The sequence below is a fragment of the Levilactobacillus parabrevis genome, assembly GCF_044051715.1.
In the GTDB taxonomy this organism is placed as follows: Bacteria; Bacillota; Bacilli; order Lactobacillales; family Lactobacillaceae; genus Levilactobacillus; species Levilactobacillus parabrevis.
In genome coordinates this window covers 1,665,247-1,685,719 of sequence record NZ_CP168688.1, presented here as the reverse complement: position 1 = coordinate 1,685,719, position 20,473 = coordinate 1,665,247, and the positions used below count along the sequence as shown (strand labels likewise).

Sequence of the window (20,473 nt, the reverse complement as noted above, 5' to 3'; positions counted from 1 at the left end):
CGTTGGAAAGGATCCCACATGTTAATTGCTAGTTATAATCCCCAAGAATTAGGGGACACTTTGATTGTTATCGTTGCTCAAGACACGCCCCAACAGGCACACACCGTTCGTGACGGCATCGCGCGAATTTACGACGCCGAAACGGAAAAGACCTTAGGTTACAACTTCTTGGAAATTTCCAAGATCTTGCCTAACATTGGTGGCAACGGCCAAGTGATGTTGACCGTTGATGAGGTTGCTGCTTTGAACGCCGCATTGGAAGATGCCGGCTTCAATGGTGAATTGGTCGCTGACACGGAATCGAAGTTCATTGTCGGTTACGTTAAGACGGCAACGCCACACCCAGATTCTGACCACTTGTTGGTGACGGAAACGGTCGTGGACAATGACCAGTCCGTTCAAATCGTCAGTGGCTCGCCTAACATGCAAGCCGACATCAAAGTTGTCGTTGCCAAGGTTGGCGCGATGATGCCCAACGGCCTGATCATTTGGCCAGGGGCGTTACGAGGCGTCGAAAGTGACGGGATGATCTGTTCCGGTCGTGAGTTGCGCTTAGCCAATGCGCCACAACGGCCAGGTGCCTTGATTCTTCCTGATGACTATGAAGTTGGGGAACCGTTCGACTTTGAACGGGGACAAACAATCTTCATGGCGCAAGAAAATGCTTAAGAAACATTACGAAAGCGGGTTTGCCCTTGTCGGCAACCCGCTTTTTTGTGTACAATAGGAGAGATTGCCTTTAGCCAATTTGGGCTGGGTGGTCAGAAAGAATTTTAATGTGCGGTTTAAACGCGCTCACCGCTTCACGTTATCTCATGAAGCGGCTAAAATGAGACTTAGTGACAAACACAATTAAATGAATTATAAAACTAGCTTCTTGCTAGACAAAAAATCAGGGAATGAGTTAACCAACCGCCAATCCAGGCGGCGTCTCCTCCCAAAGTCTTGAAATTCGGCAGGTGCGGTGTGCACCCGTCAAGGAGGAAGAAACATGGAGCACTATGATGGACCAGCTTTTTACCGAAAATTTGCGGTTAAGCCAAATCCCGAACAATTAGAAGACACCACGAATGAACGCGCCCAGCGCTCCGTTAAGCAACGACAGGAACGTAATGATCGATTGCGGCTTCGCAAGGAACGGGCAGCAAAGCGCGAGCAAGCATCGAAACAGGCTGCACCAGCTAAGCCACGGGAAACGCCCGTTGCCAAATCAACACCTGTCTCACAGGCCACAACACCAACGCCAAAATCCAGTGATGATGAGAACTATCGGCCATTTCAGATGACGCCGATTCCCAAGCAATTGCACTGGTCGCACCCGACTTCCGAGTCGCGGCGGCGTTACCAGCGCCTAGTTGCGGAATTGCACAAGGACGATAGCAGTTTTCTATTGTTTGGGTCGGCTGCGGATATAACTGAACGCGAAGGTGCATCCACATCTGACACCAAGCCAACGCCTGATCAGACAGCCATGTCGATGGCGTCAAACACGCCAACTGCTGAGACTTCAGCTCCAGAAACGACTGCTGAACCTAATACCGCTGAAACGCCAACGGATACCGGGGATGTCGAGGCAGCTGTTGCTGAGACATCAGCTGAACAGGCCGAAAATGATGATGAACCCACGAACAGCGATAGTGAAGTTGTTGATGATGAGTCAGACAATATGGTCTCAGATAGCGAAGGCGTTGACGAATCAGCATCTGATAAGTCATCAGTTTCTGATACCGAATCCGATAATCAGTTTACTACTGACCCCGAAACAACGGCAGATACCGCGACCGCGGCTACTGACGAAGTATCAGATGAATCTTCTAGTTCTGATACCACGGATGATTCTGAATCAGAAGTGACGGCTGCCAGTGAAGCAGCGCCGACCGAAATCTTCTATCCAACGGCACCAATTGCCGATGCCAAAGTAGCTGCGCCAACTGAACCTGCCAGCCAGGCAACCAGTACCGCCGTCAATGGGGTAGGGGACTACTTGCCTGTGGGAACGGTCAAAACGACGGCCACCTCGGCAACCGCTACAGTAGTTTCTGACGCGGCACCGGTCAATGAATCATCGACCAGTGAAGCCTCAGTCACTGAAGCCGCTTCAGACGAAACAACGACAGCTGAAACAGCTAAGACTCATTCAGAAACCAACCAACCGGAAAGTGCCGCCAGCCATGCCGCAATCGTGCGGTCCACGGCTCATTTAGTCGTGAGCTCAGCGGGGGGTGTTCCGGCCAGTGTCGCGGCCAATAGCGCCCACCCAGCGGTAGTTCCTGACACTACGGTGGCCACGACGCCGGACAAAGCAACGATTAAGCCGGCTGTCCAGCCGTCAACCAATGTTGCACCCACGGATAAGACGGATAAGCAGACAACGACTGATGCCGACAAACGTCCCGCCGAGGTCGATCAACTTCTCGACCGGGCCAATGCTCGTGCTACCACACCAACCAGCTCGGCACAACGTCCAGCTAAGCCAAAGGCCAAGCCATCGCGCGGTCTCGGTCATTCGCTCGGCGATATCATGCAAGAAGAAGGGAACGACCAGCGCAATCTGGCCCTATTTGATCGGCCAGAGACACCGGAGACAACAGCGAATACCGAAGATGCTGAACAATCCGAACGTGGTTATCACTTCCCCGGGGTAGACCTGCTACCAAAGCCAGTCGTTCCCGATGAGGAAGCCCTCGACGAGTGGATCGAACATCAAGCTGAAGTCCTCGACGAGACGTTGAGCGCCTTTCATGTCGACGCCCACGTCAGTGACTGGACGGTTGGGCCGACCGTTACCCAGTTCCAGATCAGTCTGGCACTTGGGGTCAAGGTCAATAAGATTACGAACTTAAACGATGACTTGAAGCTGGCCTTAGCCGCCAAGGATATCCGAATCGAAGCGCCAATTCCCGGGAAGAGTACGGTCGGAATCGAAATTCCGAACCTGAAGTCGCGACCCGTCATGTTGTCTGAAATTCTGAATTCACCGGCTTTCCAGAAGAGTGAGTCACCATTAACAGTGGCCCTCGGGGTCGATTTATTTGGGCAACCACAGGTCACCGATCTGCGGAAGATGCCCCACGGCTTGATTGCTGGGGCTACTGGGTCCGGGAAGAGTGTGTTCATCAACTCCCTACTGCTCTCGATTCTCTACAAGGCCACACCGGCACAGGTCAAGCTTCTGTTGATCGATCCGAAGGCCGTGGAAATGGCACCGTACGATGCCTTGCCACACTTGCTGTCACCCGTTATTTCCGATCCGAAGGCCGCTGCGGCAGCCCTCAAGTGGGTCGTTACCGAAATGGATCAACGTTACGAGAAGTTGGCTGCTGCGGGGGTCCGCAACATCGAGCAGTTTAACGACCGTGCCGATGCCAATGACGAACCATCCCTGAAGATGCCCTACATCGTGATTATTATCGATGAATTGGCTGACTTGATGATGATGGCCGCCAGCGAGGTTCAGGATTATATCGTCCGGATCACGCAAAAGGCCCGGGCTGCTGGGATTCATCTCCTGGTTGCCACCCAACGGCCGAGTGTCGACATTGTCACCGGGACCATCAAGAACAACATTCCAACGCGGATTGCCTTCATGGTTTCCAGTCAGATCGACTCGCGAACGATTCTAGATGCCGCTGGTGCCGAGAACTTACTGGGTCGTGGGGACATGCTGTACTTGGGCAACGGGGCCAGTCAACCAATGCGGTTGCAGGGGGCCTTCGTTGAATCCGAGGTCGATGCCATCACTGATTTTGTTCGGACTCAGGGTAAGCCGCACTATGCCTTTGAACCGAAGGGCTTACTGCAACGCGAAACGGCCGAAGAAAATCAAGACGACTTGTTGCCAAAGGTCTTAGAGTATATTGCTCAGGAGAAGACCGTGTCGACTTCGAAACTGCAACGGGTCTTCTCGATTGGCTATAATCGCGCGGCCAATTTGATTGATGATCTGGAACAGCACCACTACGTCTCACCACAGCACGGGTCGAAGCCGCGTGAGGTCTACCTCACGCCGGACGACTTAGGGAAAGATTTACCTGAGCCACACGACTAAGGTGCCATATCTTCATTGTAAGGTGAATAGTCCTCACTGCCCTTTAATCGGTCTCCGTCTTTTAAGGGGTGGGGGGATATGCTAGAATGGAAAGAGAGTCACTCGCACGGTTTATTGAGTCAAGTGGCCTTTACCGCACAGAGTAGAAAAGAGGATCATTTAATGGATAACGCAACGGTTTATCATTTTGTCGGAATTAAAGGATCAGGGATGAGTGCCCTTGCCCTGATTTTACATGATAAGGGATTCAAGGTTCAGGGGTCAGATATCACCCAGTACACGTTCACGCAACGTGGTTTGGAAAAGGCTGGTATCGATGTCATGGGCTTTGACGAAGCCAACATTCACGAAGGATTAACGGTGATTGCCGGGAACTCCTTCACGGATGACCATCCAGAAATCAAGAAGGCTCGCGCTATGGGCTTACCCGTTTACCGTTACCATGAATTCTTGGGTCACTTGATCGAAGGTTACACCAGTATCGGGGTTGCCGGTGCCCACGGTAAGACCAGTACGACTGGCCTGCTGTCACACGTCCTCAGCGGCGTGGCACCAACTTCATACCTGATCGGTGATGGGACTGGGAAGGGGACGCCTAACGCGCGTTTCTTCGTTTACGAAGCCGACGAATACCGGCGTCACTTCCTGGCCACTAAGCCAGATTACGCGATTATGACCAACATCGACTTCGATCACCCCGACTATTACACGGGCATCGACGATGTTTACAGTGCTTTCGAGACGTGGGCTAACCAGGTCAAGAAGGGAATCTTCGCCTGGGGTGATGATCCTGAATTACGTAAATTAAAGACGGACGTACCGGTCTATTACTATGGGACCAGCGACCGTGACGACTTCCAAGCCAAGAACATCAAGCGTTCAACGACTGGGTCAACCTTTGACGTTTACCATGATGGCGAGAACTTAGGGAACTTTGAAATCCATCTGTATGGTGAACATAACGTGCTGAATAGTCTGGCCGTAATCGCCGTTTCCTACTTTGAAAAGGTCAACATGGATGAAATCAAACGTGAATTGGCTGATTTCAAGGGTGTTAAGCGTCGGTTCACGGAACGGAAGCTCGCTGACATGACCATCATTGATGACTACGCGCACCATCCATCCGAAATCAAGGCCACGTTGGACGCCGCACGGCAAAAGTATCCGGACAAGGAGATCATTGCGGTCTTCCAGCCCCACACTTTCAGTCGGACGATTGCCCTGATGGACGACTTTGCCAAGAGCCTGAACTTGGCCGACAAGGTCTTCTTGACCAATATCTTCAGCTCTGCGCGTGAAACGCAAGGCGCTGTCTCCAGCAAGGACTTAGCTGCTAAGATTGCCAAGGGTGGCGAAATCCTGACGGTGGACAACATGTCGCCATTACTGGACTTCCACGATGCTGTCGTTGTCTTCATGGGTGCCGGTGACGTGCAGAAGTACGAACGGTCTTACGAAGAATTACTGAGTCATTTATCTTTAAAGAACAACTAAATTAAATGATTTATCGTTGAGGTATCCGCCGGTCTGGCGGGTGCCTCTTTTTGTCTGATGGTGATGGTAGTTATGGTGGCGCTGGCGTATCGCCTGCGGCTGCCAGGATTCTGCCTGCTGTGGGGACCGGTCAAAGCCGAGGTCCAACCAATTTGCAGTTAACGTCTAGCTAATATCTATGATTAGCTTTCAAATTGTATCCGTTCATGGTACTATTAGAGACGTAGATGTGTACCCATGGTCGGGTACATTCGAAAATCCCGGCAATTCGCGTTGTTGGGTAATGGCTCTCGGATTGCAAAATCCGGGAGCTTTTTTTCGTCAAAAATTTTGTCTGGTAGATGGCACGTTTAAAATTTAGAATGTGTGGGGGAGCTGTTGGAGTTATCGTAACTATTTCAAAACTAGCCCTATACTAGTACTAATGTAATTTCTAGGGATTTAGTCGCATCTTTTGGCAAAATAACTTAAAAAATCGTTTTAATATGGAAGTAGTTGTGAGGGTTGAGCAGAATGATTTGTCGTTGGGAATATAACTTTATAAGGCTGGTAGTAATTTATATCGCGATATGCTATTAATATTATTGTGACTTTGACACCTAAATTAGTTGTAAGAAGTCAGCGAATTTAGCTGGCTAGTCGTTAAAATGACAATTATTGAATGCGGTTTCAGAAGCACTTCAGTTTGTCGAGGACATCCGTCCCGGAAAAACCACAAAAATACACAATTTTTATGTGAAAGCGGATACATTTGGAGAACCGCGTCATTGGGCTTTCCGACTTATTTTGCTAATCTTATGTTGTAAGGAGCTGTTTGAGAAATGATGAATGACTTGGCTACGCTGGTGGCCCAGGAGCCCGTACTACAGCAGTTATTGCGGACTTGCCCGTTACATATTATCAATGCTTTTCAAATCGAGCATTACGCGGTGGATGAGTTTCAGTTTGATCAGGGGGCTCAGTATGACAACACGTATATTTTGGCCGCTGGTAAGGTTAAAATTTACCTGATGTCAGCTGGTGGAAAAGCCGTTGCGTTGGATATTTACGAAAAGGGGGCGTTTATTGGCGAGCAGGAAGCCTTGCTGGATAAGCCATACAGCGCCTCCGTCGTGAATCTGACACCGGTGACGGTTCTCAGGATTCCCAATGAGGTGTTCAAAATCTGGTTGAAGGAAGATCAACAATTCTCGCAGAAATTGGTTGTTAATTTGGCTGCGCAGATCTATACCTTAACTAACCGGACGGAACGTTACAGCCTGCATTCGGCGTTGGACCAAGCCATCTCGTATCTCGTTTGGGCGACGCGGCGCAATCAGGTCGTGACGCGAACCAACCTGCTCAACGAGGTCGATACCTCCAGCCGGAATCTTAACCGCATCATCAAACAGCTACGGGACTTGGGCGTCATCGCGGTCGATAAGTCTCAAATCAGCGTCACAGATTTACCACAGTTGATCACAATTCTAAGAAATGAGGGATAGACATGACTGAACCAGAACCACATACGCAATTATTGCCAACCATCAATACGGATAGTGCCATCATTATGGGGGATCCCGCCAGAGTCGAGCGTTCCAAGAAGTTCCTGGACGATGTCGAGGACTGGGCCTTCAACCGTGAGTACAAGTCGATTCTCGGAACCTATCAGGGCAAACGCATTCTAGTGATGTCCACCGGGATCGGAGCACCATCGACCGGAATCGCCATTGAAGAACTCAACAACGTGGGTGTGAAGAAGGTTATCCGTGTGGGGTCTGCTGGGGCCATGCAAGCCGGCATTGACCTCGGGAAGCTGATCATTGGTGAAGGGGTCGTCCGTGATGACGGGCTGACTGGCAAATACGTGCCTAACATTTATCCCGCCGTACCATCATTCCGGCTGATGGCTTTGGCGCACTACTACGCGCCCGAAGCTTTCTACGGCATTATTCGCTCTCACGACGGCTTCTACATGGATGATAATGCACAAAACGAGGCCTTTTGGTCATCTAAGGGTATATTAGGGGCAGATATGGAATCCGGTGCTATGATGGTAATCGGGCGGCAACGGGGGTTGGAGACGTTGTCGATCCTAAATAACGTGGTTCTGTATGAGGGTGATTTAGCTGCGGGGGTCAGTGACTTAACGAACGGGGACGACCTGATGGCCCAAGGCGAGACGGATTCGATCAAGTTGGCGTTAAATATCTTAAGTGACGATTCACTATAAGTAACACGTGTCAAACCACATAGAACAAGTGAAAAGGGGAATGTATGATGGATAATGCCAAACAACACGGCTGGTGGTTTAATCAGCTCTTCACGAATTGGAAAAAGTTCGAAGTCATCTACGTGACAATTTTGATTCTGCTCCAAATGGTCGTTTACGCGATTGTTCCAGATAGCTTCATCGGGATGATTTCCGGGGTCGGCGGGGTTCTGTGTCTGGTCTATGGGATGAAGGGCCGAAAGATTTCGTTTATCTTCGGTCTGATCCAGTGTCTGGCCATGACCTACGTTGCTTGGATTAGCCACGCCTATGGGTCCTTTGCTATGGATATTATTTATGTTATTTCTCAACCCATCGGCTGGTACATGTGGGGTCACGACGAAGCCACGCATTCTTTCAAGAAGAACACGCGGCGTTGGATCTTCATCGGTGCCTTCGTGGCGTGGGCCATTGGCTGGGTCGTTCTGGCCGCTTTGAATGGTCAGCTGCCATACTTTGACTCCGTCAACTTCGTGGTCAGCATCATTGCGCAGTTGCTCTACATTCTGAAATACAAGGAAAACTGGTCACTGTGGATCGTCGTCAACATCGCCAACGTTTTATACTGGGGGATTCTGACGGTTCAGATCCTGATTGGGGCCACGAGCATTGGGAGCCTAGGGGCGAACCTGTCTCAAGTTGCCCTCCAAGCGGCCCTGCTGTTCAACTCGATTTACGCCAACCGCGTTTGGGCGAGAGGTGAGGCCGATAATGAAGGTGGCGCCGGTAAATAATTGTTCGCAATATAAATTTAATAATTAAGAGTCTATGGGGGAACGGCGCGGGTCGTTCCCTTTTTTGCTGGGTTTGTGCGCGACAGATTACTTGTATTTGGGGGTGGATTTGATAAAATGTATTCTAATAAACCTAGAAGTTGTGCCGCAATTGGGTGGCACTCAGCTGGGAAAGTTTTGATAAAAAAGGAGCGTTTCAATGAACAACTATGAACAGCAACCCCGTCAAACGATTAATACCGAGGTCGGACTTAATGGTTTCATGACTAAGATGTTCGGGTGGATGGGCTTGTCTGTGCTGGTATCTGCTGTGACGGCTTTTCTCATGGCAACCCAGTTCAGCGGTGCCTTACAAAACCTCAACGGTGGAATGGTGATCTTGCCAATCATCGTGTGGTTCATCTTACCATTCGTGATTAGCGGACAATCTATGAAACGCCCAACGGTGGCCTTTGTGGGCCTCATGGCCTACGCGGTCGTCACGGGTGCGGTCTTTTCCATCTACACGTTGATGTACAACAATACATCGATTGCTGGTGCGTTTGTCTCCAGTGCCGCCGTCTTTCTGACGATGGCAACGATTGGGGTAACGACCAAGCGTGACTTGACCAAGATTGGAACGCAAGCCTCAGCAGCCTTGATTGGGTTGATTGTGGCCATGCTGATCAACATCTTCTTACGGAGTTCACTGATTGCCATGATCTTCTCTTTCGTCGCAGTGATCATCTTCGCGGCTTTGACCGCCTGGGACACCCAACGGATGAAGAAGATGTACCTCAAGTACGGCGACCAAGTCTCAACGACGGGTCTTGCTGTCAACGGGGCACTGCAACTCTACTTGGATTTCGTCAACTTATTCTTACAACTGTTACAAATCTTCGGCTTATTCGGCGGCAGAGACTAATCGTCAGTAGGCAAAAAGTGAAAAGCGAAGCACTGGATATTGCTGGTGCTTCGCTTTTTGTATCTCGCAATTTGTGATTGAGATGTGACGGTGATTTTTGGGAGATTTGGGGATGGTAGTGTGAAAGCCTTGTTTGGCGGCGCTTAAGGCAGTTTGGGTAGATAGGGTCAGTCTTATTGAAGGATTTTAGACGAATGATCGGCTGAAATTACGATTGATTTAAACACTTATATGACAGCTTAATGTATTATACAAGCAAAAAAACGTGGGTTATTAAACTGAACCAAAGAAGTCAAACTGAGCATTTCTGATTTACAGTGGATTACCGATGATGAGCTGGTATTTAGCGTGGAATTTGAACATGAAAAAACTGCGGACAGACAACATAACTAGTTTTGAATGACGATAGAACACTGGGTGAAAAACCAATGTAAGCCGGAGGAGGCCAGGATGGAGCCGGCCGTGAAAGTCATGTTGGCTGGCGGTTTGTGCCAACCTACAGGACTGGACGTTTCGGAGACGCGTGGTCTTCGTGGCTTCGAGACGAGGTCAAAGACCGTTTTGTGGCTTTGACCGGTCCTCACAGCAGACGGAATCCTGGCAGCCGCAGGCGAGTATACCTTCCTCACCCAATCTTTTAGCATTATTCGGCCATAAAGCAGTTTTTCATTTCGGATTTTAAGCTATCTTTGGTAAAATGTAAGCAGAATACGCGAGTGGTCAACAATAGCGCCACTCGGGAGGAGCGAATTATGGCGGACAAACGATTATTATTGATCGACGGCAACAGTGTGACCTTCAAGGCCTTTTACGCGTTATACACGTCGTTGGGGCGTTTCACCAACAGTGAAGGGCTGCACACCAACGCCATTTACGGGTTCAACACGATGCTGGAAACCATGTTAAAGAATGTGGACCCGACACACGTCTTGGTGGCGTTTGATGCCGGCAAGGTGACATTTCGGACGAAGATGTATGACAACTATAAGGGTGGCCGGGCCAAGACTGCGCCTGAACTTTCCGAACAATTTCCTTACGTTAAGGAACTCTTGGCTGCGCGGGGCATTCAGACTTACGAGCTCCCCAACTACGAAGCCGATGACATTATTGGGACGTTGGCCAAACAGGCCGAAGCAGATGGCTTTACGACGACCATTGTGACTGGTGATCGGGACTTGACGCAGCTGGCCAATGACCACACCACGGTTGCCATTTCCAAGAAAGGGGTCAGCGAGATTGAGCGCTATACCCCGGCCTATGTTAAGGAAAAGATGGGCGTGACTCCCGAACAGATCATTGACATCAAGGGGCTTCAAGGCGATAACTCCGATAACTATCCTGGTGTGACCGGAGTGGGGCCTAAGCGTGCCGTCGACTTAGTCGGTAAGTACGGGAGCGTCGAAGGAATTTACGAAAATATCGATGACATTACGGCTAAGAAGCTTAAGGAACATCTGGTGGCGGATCACGATCAGGCGTTATTGGCGAAAAAATTAGCAACCATCAACCGGGATGCGCCGGTTGAAAAGAAGGTTGACGACTTGGTCTACGATGGGCCGAACCGCGACGATCTGATTGCTTTCTACCAACGGATGAATTTCCGGACATTCTTAAGCAAAATGGACTTTGAAGGCGACACGCCAACTGCAACGCCGGGCCTCAAGGACATTGACTATACGGTACTGACGGCTGAAAATGTCGCAGCCTTGCCAGATTTTTCCGCTGACGGCTGTGAGTTCTATCTGGAAATGCCGGATGAAAATTACCACACGTCCGAGTTCGCCGGGTTTGCCATCGGTGACGATGACCAATGGTGGGTCAGTCGTGATGTCAGCCTCTTACAACAGGCACCGCTGAAAGACATTCTGACGTCCGCTGATGTGGCGAAGCAAGTCTTTGACGCCAAGCGGACCTACGTGGGCTTGAATCGCTTAGGCCTCATGCTAGCCGGTGTCGACTGTGACCTGTTGTTGTGCTCGTACTTACTGAATACTTATGACAACAGTAACGACTTAGGTCGGGTGGCCATGGAACATGGCTATGACCAGGTTGCAACCGATGAAGACGTCTATGGCAAGGGTGCTAAGCGCGCTATTCCTGACGATGACGAAGTGTTCTTCAAGCATTTAGCACGGAAAGCGCGCGCCATTGAACAGCTGCGGCCGAAGTTATTTGAAGGCTTAGATGAAAACGAGCAGACGCAGCTTTATCGTGAGATTGAACTGCCAATGAGTTTCGTCCTTGCCCGGATGGAAATTGCCGGAATTACCGTGGATGCGAGTGAGCTGGAAGCTATGGGCAGTAAATTCACTGAACAATTGGCTGAAATCGAACAGACGATTTATCAGGAAGCTGGCGAAGAGTTTAACATTGGTTCCCCCAAGCAGCTGGGGCACATTCTCTTTGAAAAGATGGGCTTGCCCGTTATCAAAAAGACCAAGACCGGCTATTCCACGGCGGTCGGTGTGCTGGAAAAATTGGCAGCCGACGCGCCGATTGCGGAGAACATTCTGCGCTACCGGAAGATTGCTAAGATTCAATCGACTTACGTGGAAGGTCTCTTAAAGGTCATTCATCCCGAGGATCAGAAGGTTCACACTCGCTACTTGCAGACGTTGACGCAGACGGGGCGGTTGTCTTCGGTTGATCCTAACCTGCAAAACATCCCCGTTCGAAGCGAAGAAGGCCGGGCAATTCGCAAGGCCTTTGTCCCTCGGCATGAGGGGTGGCAGATCTTCTCGTCTGACTACTCACAAATCGAATTGCGGGTGCTCGCCCACATGAGCCACGATGCCAACATGCAGGAAGCCTTCAAGGAAGGGCAAGATATTCACGCGGCTACGGCTCGGCGAATCTTCAAGATGGCACCGGATGCTGAGGTCACGCCAAATATTCGGCGGCAGGCCAAGGCTGTTAACTTCGGAATTGTCTACGGTATCAGTGATTTTGGATTGTCCCAAAATATCGGTATTTCGCGCAAGCAGGCGAAGAACTTTATCGATACCTACTTCGAGGAATATCCCGGTGTTAAGGCCTATACGGAGCGGATGGTTCAACAAGCTCATGAGTTGGGTTACGTTGAAACGATTGCCCACCGTCGCCGGTATTTACCAGATATTAATTCGCGGAACTTTAACCAACGGTCCTTCGCCGAACGGACAGCGATGAACACGCCGATCCAGGGGAGTGCCGCAGATATTATTAAGATTGCAATGATTTGCATGGAAGATGCCGTCAAGGACATGCAGGCCACGATGTTACTGCAGGTTCACGATGAGTTGATCTTTGAGGCTCCTGCCGAAGAGATCGCCACGCTAGCTAAATTAGTACCAAGCGTCATGGATTCCGCCATCGACCTTGAGATTCCATTGAAGGTCGAAAGCCACTACGGCCCAACTTGGTACGACGCCAAGTAGTCGTAAAGGAGAGAGCAGTATGCCTGAATTACCAGAAGTTGAAACGGTCCGACGTGGGCTGACCCGCTTAGTACAAGGGGCCACAATCAATCACGTGGACGTCTATTACGCGAAGATGGTCCGGCCCGACGCCGAGATCTTTACGGCTGATCTGATTGGACGCAAAATTGAAAAGATCGATCGGCGCGGGAAGTACTTACTCTTTCGGTTCAGCGGTAACCTCACGATGGTGTCGCACCTGCGGATGGAAGGTAAGTATGATGTGCAGCCGGAGGGAAGTCCGATTCCCACACACACACACGTTATTTTTCATTTGACCGACAATCGTGAGTTGCGCTACAACGATACCCGTAAATTTGGCCGAATGCGCCTGGTCGAGACGGGGACGGAAGACGTCGAGCTGCCGTCGTTGGGCAAGTTAGGACCAGAGCCTACTGCAGACACCTTGACCTTGGCCTATATGCAACAGGTGTTTGGCAAGTCACATAAGGTGGTCAAACCATTTCTGCTGGATCAATCGCGGATTGCCGGACTTGGTAACATCTATGTAGATGAGGTTCTCTGGCTGTCTAAGATCAATCCGCTGACGCCAGCCGATATGTTGACTAAGGATCAGTTGGCCACGCTACGTCAAAATATTATTGCCGAGATTGCCATGGCCATTAAGGGTCACGGGACCACGGTGCATACGTTTTCGACGGCGTTTGGCGAGACGGGCAACTTCCAAAATCACTTGCACGTTTACGGCCACGAGGGGGAACCCTGCGAGCGCTGTGGTACCGAGATTGTGAAGATCAAGGTTGCCCAGCGAGGCACGCATTTCTGCCCCCACTGCCAGCCTTACCCACCAGAGGCATTAGAGGAAATCAAAGATGACTGAGGTGTGGGGCTTAACTGGCGGCATCGCTACGGGTAAGTCGACGGTCAGCCACTGGCTAGGTCTGGCTGGTCTGAAGATTATCGACGCCGATGTCATTGCCCGCCAAGTGGTGGCGCCAGGAACACTGGGACTCCAGCAGATTTGTGCCACTTTTGGCGAAGATTTTCGTCAAGGTGACGGCAGTCTTGACCGTAAAAAGTTGGGGCAGTTAGTTTTTAGCCGACCAGAAGAGCTACATCGCTTAGAAGCGATTACGACCCCGCTGATTCAGGCGGAAATTCAACGTCAATTGGCGCTGTACCGCACTCAGAACGTGACGGGTATCGTCATTGATGCACCGACCTTCTATGAAGTTGGTTACCTGGTCGATCTGGTCGATCACGTGATGGTGGTGGCGACCTCGGCGACAATCCAACGACAGCGGTTGATGGCTCGCAATGGCCTAAGTGAAGCCGCGGCCCAGGCTAGAATGGACCAGCAGTGGCCCATCGCCAAGAAGGTCGCGTTGGCCGATGTGGTCATCGATAACGCGGGAACGATTGCCCAAACGCGCCAACAAGTGGTAGAATGGCTTGACACCACTAATTTAGGCTCATCGGCAGCAGTCTTGGCTGAAGAGCTAGATTAAGTGGCGGAATGTTGGTTGTGTGGATTTAGGACGGCAAAGTTGTTCGTTAACGTACAAGCGATAAGTCGTTTAGTAACATCGTTTGCGGCCACTGGTCACGGATGGTTTCAGTGATGATCAGGAGAGTCTGAACGATAGTGGTAAAAACTAGCTTAGCCGCAGGAGGCCAGGGATGCAGCCAGCCGTGTCGATGATGTTAGCCCGGGCGTTTGGTTTTTCCCGGGGTTACATCATGGGACGTGCTTGGAAACTCGCCGTTACTTGGCGAGGTTTCAAGACGAGGTAAAAGACCGTTTCTCAGGCTTTTACTGGTCCCCACAGCAGGCGGAATCCCTGGCAGCCGAAGGCGACAATTTAAATCAACGTAAAGCGTTAGATAATCAAGTAACCAATGAAAAAATGAGGTGACCAAAATGCAGTGTCCGCACTGTCATCATAATGGATCGCGGGTCGTCGATAGTCGACCGACCGACGATGGACGTGTCATCCGCCGGCGTCGTGAGTGTGAGAGCTGTGGCTTTCGGTTCACGACGTTTGAGCGGGTTGAAGCGACACCGCTGTTGGTAATTAAAAAGAACGGCACGCGTGAGGAGTTCAATCGCGAAAAGATCTTACGGGGCATCATTCGCTCGGCTGAAAAACGGCCGGTGGGGATGGACGTCATGACGAAGATCGTTGATGAAGTTGAAAATAAGATTCGGGCACTCGGTGTCAACGAAATCTCCAGTCAATTGATTGGGGAATACGTGATGAACCGGTTGGTCGACGTTGATGAGATCGCCTATATTCGCTTTGCCAGTGTTTACCGGCAGTTCAAGGATACTGGGGTCTTCTTCAACGAATTAAAAGACATGATGGATAAAGATAAAGCAAAAGCTAAGGACCGGACAGACCGGCAAAGCGAGGCGAAATAAGGCATGGAGGATTCCTGGCACCAATTGCAGCCAAAGACGGGCTTTTTGGTTCGGTTGGCGGATCGGTTGACCGACCAAAGTTGGCAAACCTTAACGCAGCTCTACCAACCGATCATTGGACCGAGTGCCACGGGGCTCTTCTCGGCCCTTTTTTGGCTCCCACAACGCGAGACCTATAAGCGCCACGCTATTTTACTAGCGGAGTTGGGTTTAGACCTAGCTCACCTGTACGCGGCGCGGTTACGGTTAGAGGCAACGGGTCTCCTGACGACGCGGGTAAAAACGGAGGGCGATCTCTCTAGTTTCGTCTACGAGTTACATGCACCGCTTGCGCCGCAGGACTTCTTTAAGGATGACCTGTTGAGTGTTCAGTTGCTGGGCGTCGTGGGTGAGGACCTGTACCAAGCGTTGGTTACGGCGAACACTGTGACGGCAAGGTCCAGTGACGAAGAACAAAATATTACGAAGAACTTTCTGGACGTCTTTCATGTGGATGGTGATGAGTTGCGTGATATCCCCGAAGTGGTGACGAGTAATCGGCAGAATCTAACGACGACTAGTAGCGCGCCGGACTTGTCCGCGGATAAGGTTCAATTTGACTTTAAGCTGTTAGGAGAACTGTTAGAGCGATCCTTCGTGGACACTCGCGCCGTCGGTAAGTACCGTCAGTTATTGCTGACGGAGCACGCGACCTATGGCTTGGATGAACCGACCATGGCTCGCTACATTGGCGAGGCTACGGACTTGGCAACCAACATTTTCAATCCGGAACAGTTCAAGCGCATTGTGGCCCAGGCCTTCGGGTATCAGCATCGCGGCGAGGCAGTGAGCGCACCGGCTAGTTCGGCAGCAAGTATGCCGTCAGCCGCCGCTTCTACAGCCAAGGGTGCTTCCAGCGCCGAGCAGGCCTTGATCAAGGTCGCCAGTGCATCAGCTCCGGTGAAGTTTCTGCAGGGGATCAAGCAGAGTACCGGTGGTTTCGTAACGGATGGCGAACAGCGAATTGTTCGGGACTTGGTAAGTCGACAACTGTTCCCCGAGTCTGTCCTGAATCTGATGATCTATCACGTTTTAGTGGACGAGAACAAGCCAACGTTGAATAAAAATTTATTAGATACGATTGCTAACGATTGGAGCAAGTCTAAGGTTAGTACGCCGGAACTGGCGATTCAAAAAATCAGGGAGCGGCAGCAAGCGCTGAGCAAGCCTCGTCGTTCTCGACGTCAGCAGTCGACGGTCAAGGAGACGTTGCCAGACTGGGCGAAGAAGCCGAGTGGCGCAGCTCAGGCACCAACGACCGCAAAGCTTACTGACGAGCAGCAGAAACAATTACAGCAACGCATTGCGCGACTAGAAGCGCGTAGCAAGGGGAAGGAGGATTAGCAGATGGAAGATTTAAGCAAGACCATGCAAAAGCTCATGAGTCAGCAACATTTGAATGACAATTACCGTCAGTTGATGGCTAAAGTTTACGACGATCCCGAGGTCAATCAGTTTTACCAGGAAAATAAAGCCGAACTGGCCGAGGACGTCATGACCCGTTCGGCGGCGAAACTCTATGAATTCGTTTCGGAACGGGAAAAGTTAGCCAAGGGTGGCGAGACCTTTGCCACCGGGTATGCGCCTCAGCTGATTGTGTCCAATCACCTGATTGACGTGGCCTACGTCCCGACGGCGGATACGCTGGAAAAGCAGGCACAACAGCAGCTTCGCCAGCGGGTGAAGTCAATCGCCATGCCGAAGAGCATTCGTGAGGCAACGCTGGCAAACTTTGACCAGGATACCGACCGGGCCGAAGCCTTGATGGCCGCTTTGGACTTCGTGGATGCTTACGAGGCCAATCCGAAACGGCGGCACCAAGCCCTCTATTTGGCTGGTAGTTTTGGTGTTGGGAAGACCTATTTACTCGCGGCAGTGGCCAACCAACTGGCAACGGATGGGTTCTCCACCACGCTGGTTCATTTCCCAAGCTTCGCGGTTGAAATGAAGAATGCAATTGCCCAGAACGGTGTGGCTGAAAAACTCGATGCCTTGAAGAAGTCACCGGTCCTGATGATCGATGACATCGGGGCAGACGCCATGTCGGCCTGGGTCAGAGACGATGTATTGGGGGTTATCCTGGAATATCGGATGCAAGAGGAACTCCCAACGTTCTTCAGCTCCAATTTCTCCATGGCCCAATTGGAAAAGGAACACCTGCGCATCTCAACACGAGGGGATGACGAACCGCTAAAGGCCCAACGGCTGATGCAACGGATTCGCTTCCTCGCCAGAGAAATCACGATGGTCGGCGTCAACCGGCGGCCGCAGTAGGGCGTTGGAATGGGTTTGACCCCCAGAAAGACTGGGAAATTTGAAGATAAAACGAACCGTCTACGTGGGACTAACTTTTGTGGACGGTTTTATTATTGCTGATTTATTTGAGGCTTTATTGACTGAATATGGCGATTATTTTATCGGTCACGCTAGCTTGGTAAAAAATGGCGGCTCAAACTATGTTAGCTGTGAGGGTGGTGCAAATCGGCCCAGCCGTGGGAATTCACTTGCCGGCGAAGGCTTATGCCGGTTAGTGAATTGGTGTCCCTGAGACTCGTTCCTTAGAGGCTTAGGGATAAGGCTAAAGACCGCGCTATGGCTTTAGCCGTCCGCCCACAGCGTCACGGTTCATTTTCACCATCCCGGAGGCGCGGTCAACCTCAGACAGATCGTTGACCGATATTTTTTTGCCAACACCGCTTGACAATATTTAGTCGCAAGTGTTTAATAGTCAATGAAACCACACGAGCTATGACGAAAGACATGGTGCTCGCGGCGACGTTCACAGGAAGAGTTGGCCTAGCTTGGAAGCCGACTTAGCGCCCGCTAGCATTACCGCTTTCCTAAGCTGTCGGAAGGAAATTTCTGGCCGGTCCGTTCCGTTATCGACGATTAGAGTTCACGGGATCAGTCTCGTGAAAAATATCGGGTGGAACCACGTTAATGACGTCCCCAGTGCCTTCTTTGGCACTGGGGATTTTTTCGTAGTTTGACCCAAAATCAATAAGGGAGATTGAAAATTATGGCAAGTATTTCACTTAAATTTCCAGATGGCAACGTTAAAGAATTCGCTGCTGGTACCACGCCAGAAGACGTTGCTAAGTCAATTTCAATTAGTTTAGGCAAAAAGGCTGTCGCTGCTAAGTTGGACGGCGAGTTGATCGACAACTTGACCCCAATCGCACATGACGGTAGCATCGAAATCGTCACGAAGAGCGATGAAGATGGTCTGACTGTTCTCCGGAACACTACGGCTGCCTTGGTACGGATCGCCTTGAAGAAGGAATTCCCAGCTATTCGTTTGGGCGAAGTTAGTGCCGACGAAGATGGCTTCTACGTGGATACCGACAAGGATGACCAACAAGTCAGTGTTGATGAATTAGACGCCATTGCCGTAATCGTTGAAAAGCTGATTGCCGACAAGGCTGCTATCGAACGCATCGCCGTTAGCAAGGATGACGCTTTGGCTAAGGCCAAGGACGATCCTTACACGACTGACTTGATCAAAGCCGTTGATGGCGACCAAGTTAACTTCTTGAAGATTGGCGACCACGAGATCTTAAGTGACGGTGCCCAATTAGCTAACACGGGTGACGTGAAGAAGTTCAAGTTACTCTCCGTTGCTGGTGCTTACTGGCAAGGCAAGTCCTCAAATCCAATGCTCCAACGGATCTACGGGACGGCCTTCTACAAGCAAGCTGACTTAGACGCTGACTTAGCTAAGCGCCAAGAAGCTCGTGAACGTGACCACCGGGTTATCGGGAACCAACTGGACTTGTTCTTCGTTGATCCTAAGGTTGGTGCCGGCTTACCATACTGGATGCCAAATGGTGCTACCATCCGTCGTACGATCGAACGTTACATCATCGACAAGGAAGTTGCCAACGGTTACCAACACGTTTACACGCCAGTCTTAGCTAACCTGGATCTGTACAAGCAATCCGGTCACTGGGCACACTACCGTGAAGACATGTTCCCACCAATGGACATGGGTGATGGCGAACAACTTGAATTACGGCCAATGAACTGCCCTAGCCATATTCAAATCTACAACCACCACATCCGTTCTTACCGTGAATTGCCATTACGGATCGCCGAATTAGGGATGATGCACCGTTACGAAAAGTCCGGTGCCCTGAGTGGTTTGCAACGGGTTCGTGAAATGACCTTGAACGATGGTCACACGTTCGTTGCCCCAGAACAAATCCAAGACGAATTCAAGAGCATCCTGGACTTGATGGTTAAAGTTTACAAAGACTTTGATATCAAGGACTACACGTTCCGGTTAAGCTACCGTGATCCTAAGAACACTGAAAAGTACTTTGATGACGATGAAATGTGGAACAACGCACAGAAGATGTTGAAGGGTGCCATGGATGACCTTGGCTTGCCTTACGTTGAAGCCGAAGGGGAAGCAGCCTTCTACGGTCCTAAGTTGGACGTCCAAACCAAGACGGCCCTTGGGAACGAAGAAACGCTCTCAACTATCCAATTGGACTTCATGTTGCCAGAACGCTTCGACTTACACTACGTCGGTGCCGATGGTGAAGAACACCGCCCAGTTATGATTCACCGTGGCTTGGTTTCAACGATGGAACGGTTCACCGCTTACCTGACTGAAATCTACAAGGGTGCTTTCCCAACTTGGTTGGCACCTAAGCAAGTTACCATCATTCCTGTTTCCGAAGAAAAGCATGGTGCTTACGCTGACAAGTTAGTTGCTGAATTAAAGGCTGCTGATGTTCGGGTTAACGTCGACAAGCGTGGTGAAAAGATGGGCTACCTGATTCGGGACGCCCAAACGCACAAGATTCCATACACGTTGGTCGTTGGTGAAGACGAAATGGCTAATGGGACTGTCTCTGTCCGGAAGTACGGGGAAGACGACAGTAACTCCATGAGCAGTGACGCCTTCGTCAAGGAAATTCTGAGTGACATTGCTTCATACAGTCGTGAAGAAAACTAACAGGTACTTTTAAAATAAGTTTCTGGCGCATAACCAGAGAATAGAAGGAACGGGGTCACCAGAAATGGTGGCCCCGTTTTTTAGTCTAGCGATACAGGGTGAAAAGTGGTAGCGTGTTAAGTAGGCTGGCCCGATACGTGGGGCTTTAGGCCACATAAATAACTAGTTAATATAGAAGAAGTTGAATTGCTCTTCGGATTCG

General features: G+C 50.5%; 14 protein-coding genes. All 14 read left to right on the top strand.

Features of this window, described 5'->3' with window-relative positions; genetic code table 11:
- The first annotated feature begins 18 nt into the window (after positions 1–18).
- The 14 genes from ytpR to thrS all read left to right on the top strand — a co-directional run bounded on the left by ytpR (position 19) and on the right by thrS (position 20,271).
- Positions 19–669, top strand: coding sequence for a YtpR family tRNA-binding protein (ytpR, locus tag ACEPSU_RS07940; protein ID WP_020089719.1), 651 nt, complete (start codon positions 19–21; stop codon positions 667–669).
- A 322-nt stretch (positions 670–991) separates the two neighbouring features.
- The gene (locus ACEPSU_RS07935; RefSeq protein ID WP_395320997.1) at positions 992–4,048 is read left to right on the top strand and encodes a DNA translocase FtsK; all 3,057 of its coding nucleotides are present in this window, start codon (positions 992–994) and stop codon (positions 4,046–4,048) included.
- A gap of 162 nt (positions 4,049–4,210) precedes the next feature.
- Positions 4,211–5,542: a UDP-N-acetylmuramate--L-alanine ligase gene (gene murC, locus ACEPSU_RS07930; protein ID WP_395323164.1), complete on the top strand. Its 1,332-nt coding sequence runs from the start codon at positions 4,211–4,213 to the stop codon at positions 5,540–5,542.
- Positions 5,543–6,363: 821 nt separating this feature from the next.
- Positions 6,364–7,026, top strand: coding sequence for a Crp/Fnr family transcriptional regulator (locus ACEPSU_RS07925; RefSeq protein WP_395323343.1), 663 nt, complete (start codon positions 6,364–6,366; stop codon positions 7,024–7,026).
- A gap of 2 nt (positions 7,027–7,028) precedes the next feature.
- Positions 7,029–7,754 (top strand): nucleoside phosphorylase, encoded by a 726-nt coding sequence (locus tag ACEPSU_RS07920; RefSeq protein WP_020089715.1) that lies wholly within the window; start codon positions 7,029–7,031, stop codon positions 7,752–7,754.
- A gap of 47 nt (positions 7,755–7,801) precedes the next feature.
- Positions 7,802–8,527, top strand: a complete 726-nt coding sequence (gene pnuC, locus ACEPSU_RS07915) for a nicotinamide riboside transporter PnuC (RefSeq protein ID WP_020089714.1) — start codon at positions 7,802–7,804, stop codon at positions 8,525–8,527.
- A 199-nt stretch (positions 8,528–8,726) separates the two neighbouring features.
- A complete protein-coding gene (locus ACEPSU_RS07910; protein ID WP_395320993.1) occupies positions 8,727–9,431 on the top strand; it encodes a Bax inhibitor-1 family protein in 705 nt (234 codons plus the stop codon).
- A 752-nt stretch (positions 9,432–10,183) separates the two neighbouring features.
- Positions 10,184–12,847 (top strand): DNA polymerase I, encoded by a 2,664-nt coding sequence (gene polA / locus ACEPSU_RS07905; RefSeq protein ID WP_395361501.1) that lies wholly within the window; start codon positions 10,184–10,186, stop codon positions 12,845–12,847.
- Between the two features lie 19 nt (positions 12,848–12,866).
- Entirely contained in the window at positions 12,867–13,727 is an 861-nt protein-coding gene (mutM, locus tag ACEPSU_RS07900) for a bifunctional DNA-formamidopyrimidine glycosylase/DNA-(apurinic or apyrimidinic site) lyase (protein ID WP_395320991.1), read from the top strand.
- Positions 13,720–14,355 carry a dephospho-CoA kinase gene (gene coaE, locus ACEPSU_RS07895; protein WP_395320989.1) on the top strand — a complete coding sequence of 212 codons (636 nt, stop codon included), beginning with the start codon at positions 13,720–13,722 and terminating at the stop codon, positions 14,353–14,355. The genes mutM and coaE overlap by 8 nt, the downstream gene beginning before the upstream one ends.
- 413 nt (positions 14,356–14,768) lie before the next feature.
- Positions 14,769–15,269 (top strand): transcriptional regulator NrdR, encoded by a 501-nt coding sequence (nrdR, locus tag ACEPSU_RS07890; protein WP_020090109.1) that lies wholly within the window; start codon positions 14,769–14,771, stop codon positions 15,267–15,269.
- A 3-nt stretch (positions 15,270–15,272) separates the two neighbouring features.
- Positions 15,273–16,652, top strand: a complete 1,380-nt coding sequence (locus ACEPSU_RS07885) for a replication initiation and membrane attachment family protein (RefSeq protein WP_395323339.1) — start codon at positions 15,273–15,275, stop codon at positions 16,650–16,652.
- 3 nt (positions 16,653–16,655) lie between these two features.
- On the top strand, positions 16,656–17,582 hold the full coding sequence (gene dnaI, locus ACEPSU_RS07880) for a primosomal protein DnaI (protein ID WP_020090107.1): 927 nt from the start codon (positions 16,656–16,658) through the stop codon (positions 17,580–17,582).
- A gap of 745 nt (positions 17,583–18,327) precedes the next feature.
- The gene (gene thrS, locus ACEPSU_RS07875) at positions 18,328–20,271 is read left to right on the top strand and encodes a threonine--tRNA ligase (protein WP_395320985.1); all 1,944 of its coding nucleotides are present in this window, start codon (positions 18,328–18,330) and stop codon (positions 20,269–20,271) included.
- Positions 20,272–20,473 lie beyond the last annotated feature (202 nt).

Bases quoted from the DNA above. Each gene is read 5' to 3' on its own strand.
- ytpR (WP_020089719.1), top strand. From the start codon at position 19: ATGTTAATTGCTAGTTATAATCCCCAAGAATTAGGGGACACTTTGATT.
- ACEPSU_RS07935 (WP_395320997.1), top strand. From the start codon at position 992: ATGGAGCACTATGATGGACCAGCTTTTTACCGAAAATTTGCGGTTAAG.
- murC (WP_395323164.1), top strand. From the start codon at position 4,211: ATGGATAACGCAACGGTTTATCATTTTGTCGGAATTAAAGGATCAGGG.
- ACEPSU_RS07925 (WP_395323343.1), top strand. From the start codon at position 6,364: ATGATGAATGACTTGGCTACGCTGGTGGCCCAGGAGCCCGTACTACAG.
- ACEPSU_RS07920 (WP_020089715.1), top strand. From the start codon at position 7,029: ATGACTGAACCAGAACCACATACGCAATTATTGCCAACCATCAATACG.
- pnuC (WP_020089714.1), top strand. From the start codon at position 7,802: ATGGATAATGCCAAACAACACGGCTGGTGGTTTAATCAGCTCTTCACG.
- ACEPSU_RS07910 (WP_395320993.1), top strand. From the start codon at position 8,727: ATGAACAACTATGAACAGCAACCCCGTCAAACGATTAATACCGAGGTC.
- polA (WP_395361501.1), top strand. From the start codon at position 10,184: ATGGCGGACAAACGATTATTATTGATCGACGGCAACAGTGTGACCTTC.
- mutM (WP_395320991.1), top strand. From the start codon at position 12,867: ATGCCTGAATTACCAGAAGTTGAAACGGTCCGACGTGGGCTGACCCGC.
- coaE (WP_395320989.1), top strand. From the start codon at position 13,720: ATGACTGAGGTGTGGGGCTTAACTGGCGGCATCGCTACGGGTAAGTCG.
- nrdR (WP_020090109.1), top strand. From the start codon at position 14,769: ATGCAGTGTCCGCACTGTCATCATAATGGATCGCGGGTCGTCGATAGT.
- ACEPSU_RS07885 (WP_395323339.1), top strand. From the start codon at position 15,273: ATGGAGGATTCCTGGCACCAATTGCAGCCAAAGACGGGCTTTTTGGTT.
- dnaI (WP_020090107.1), top strand. From the start codon at position 16,656: ATGGAAGATTTAAGCAAGACCATGCAAAAGCTCATGAGTCAGCAACAT.
- thrS (WP_395320985.1), top strand. From the start codon at position 18,328: ATGGCAAGTATTTCACTTAAATTTCCAGATGGCAACGTTAAAGAATTC.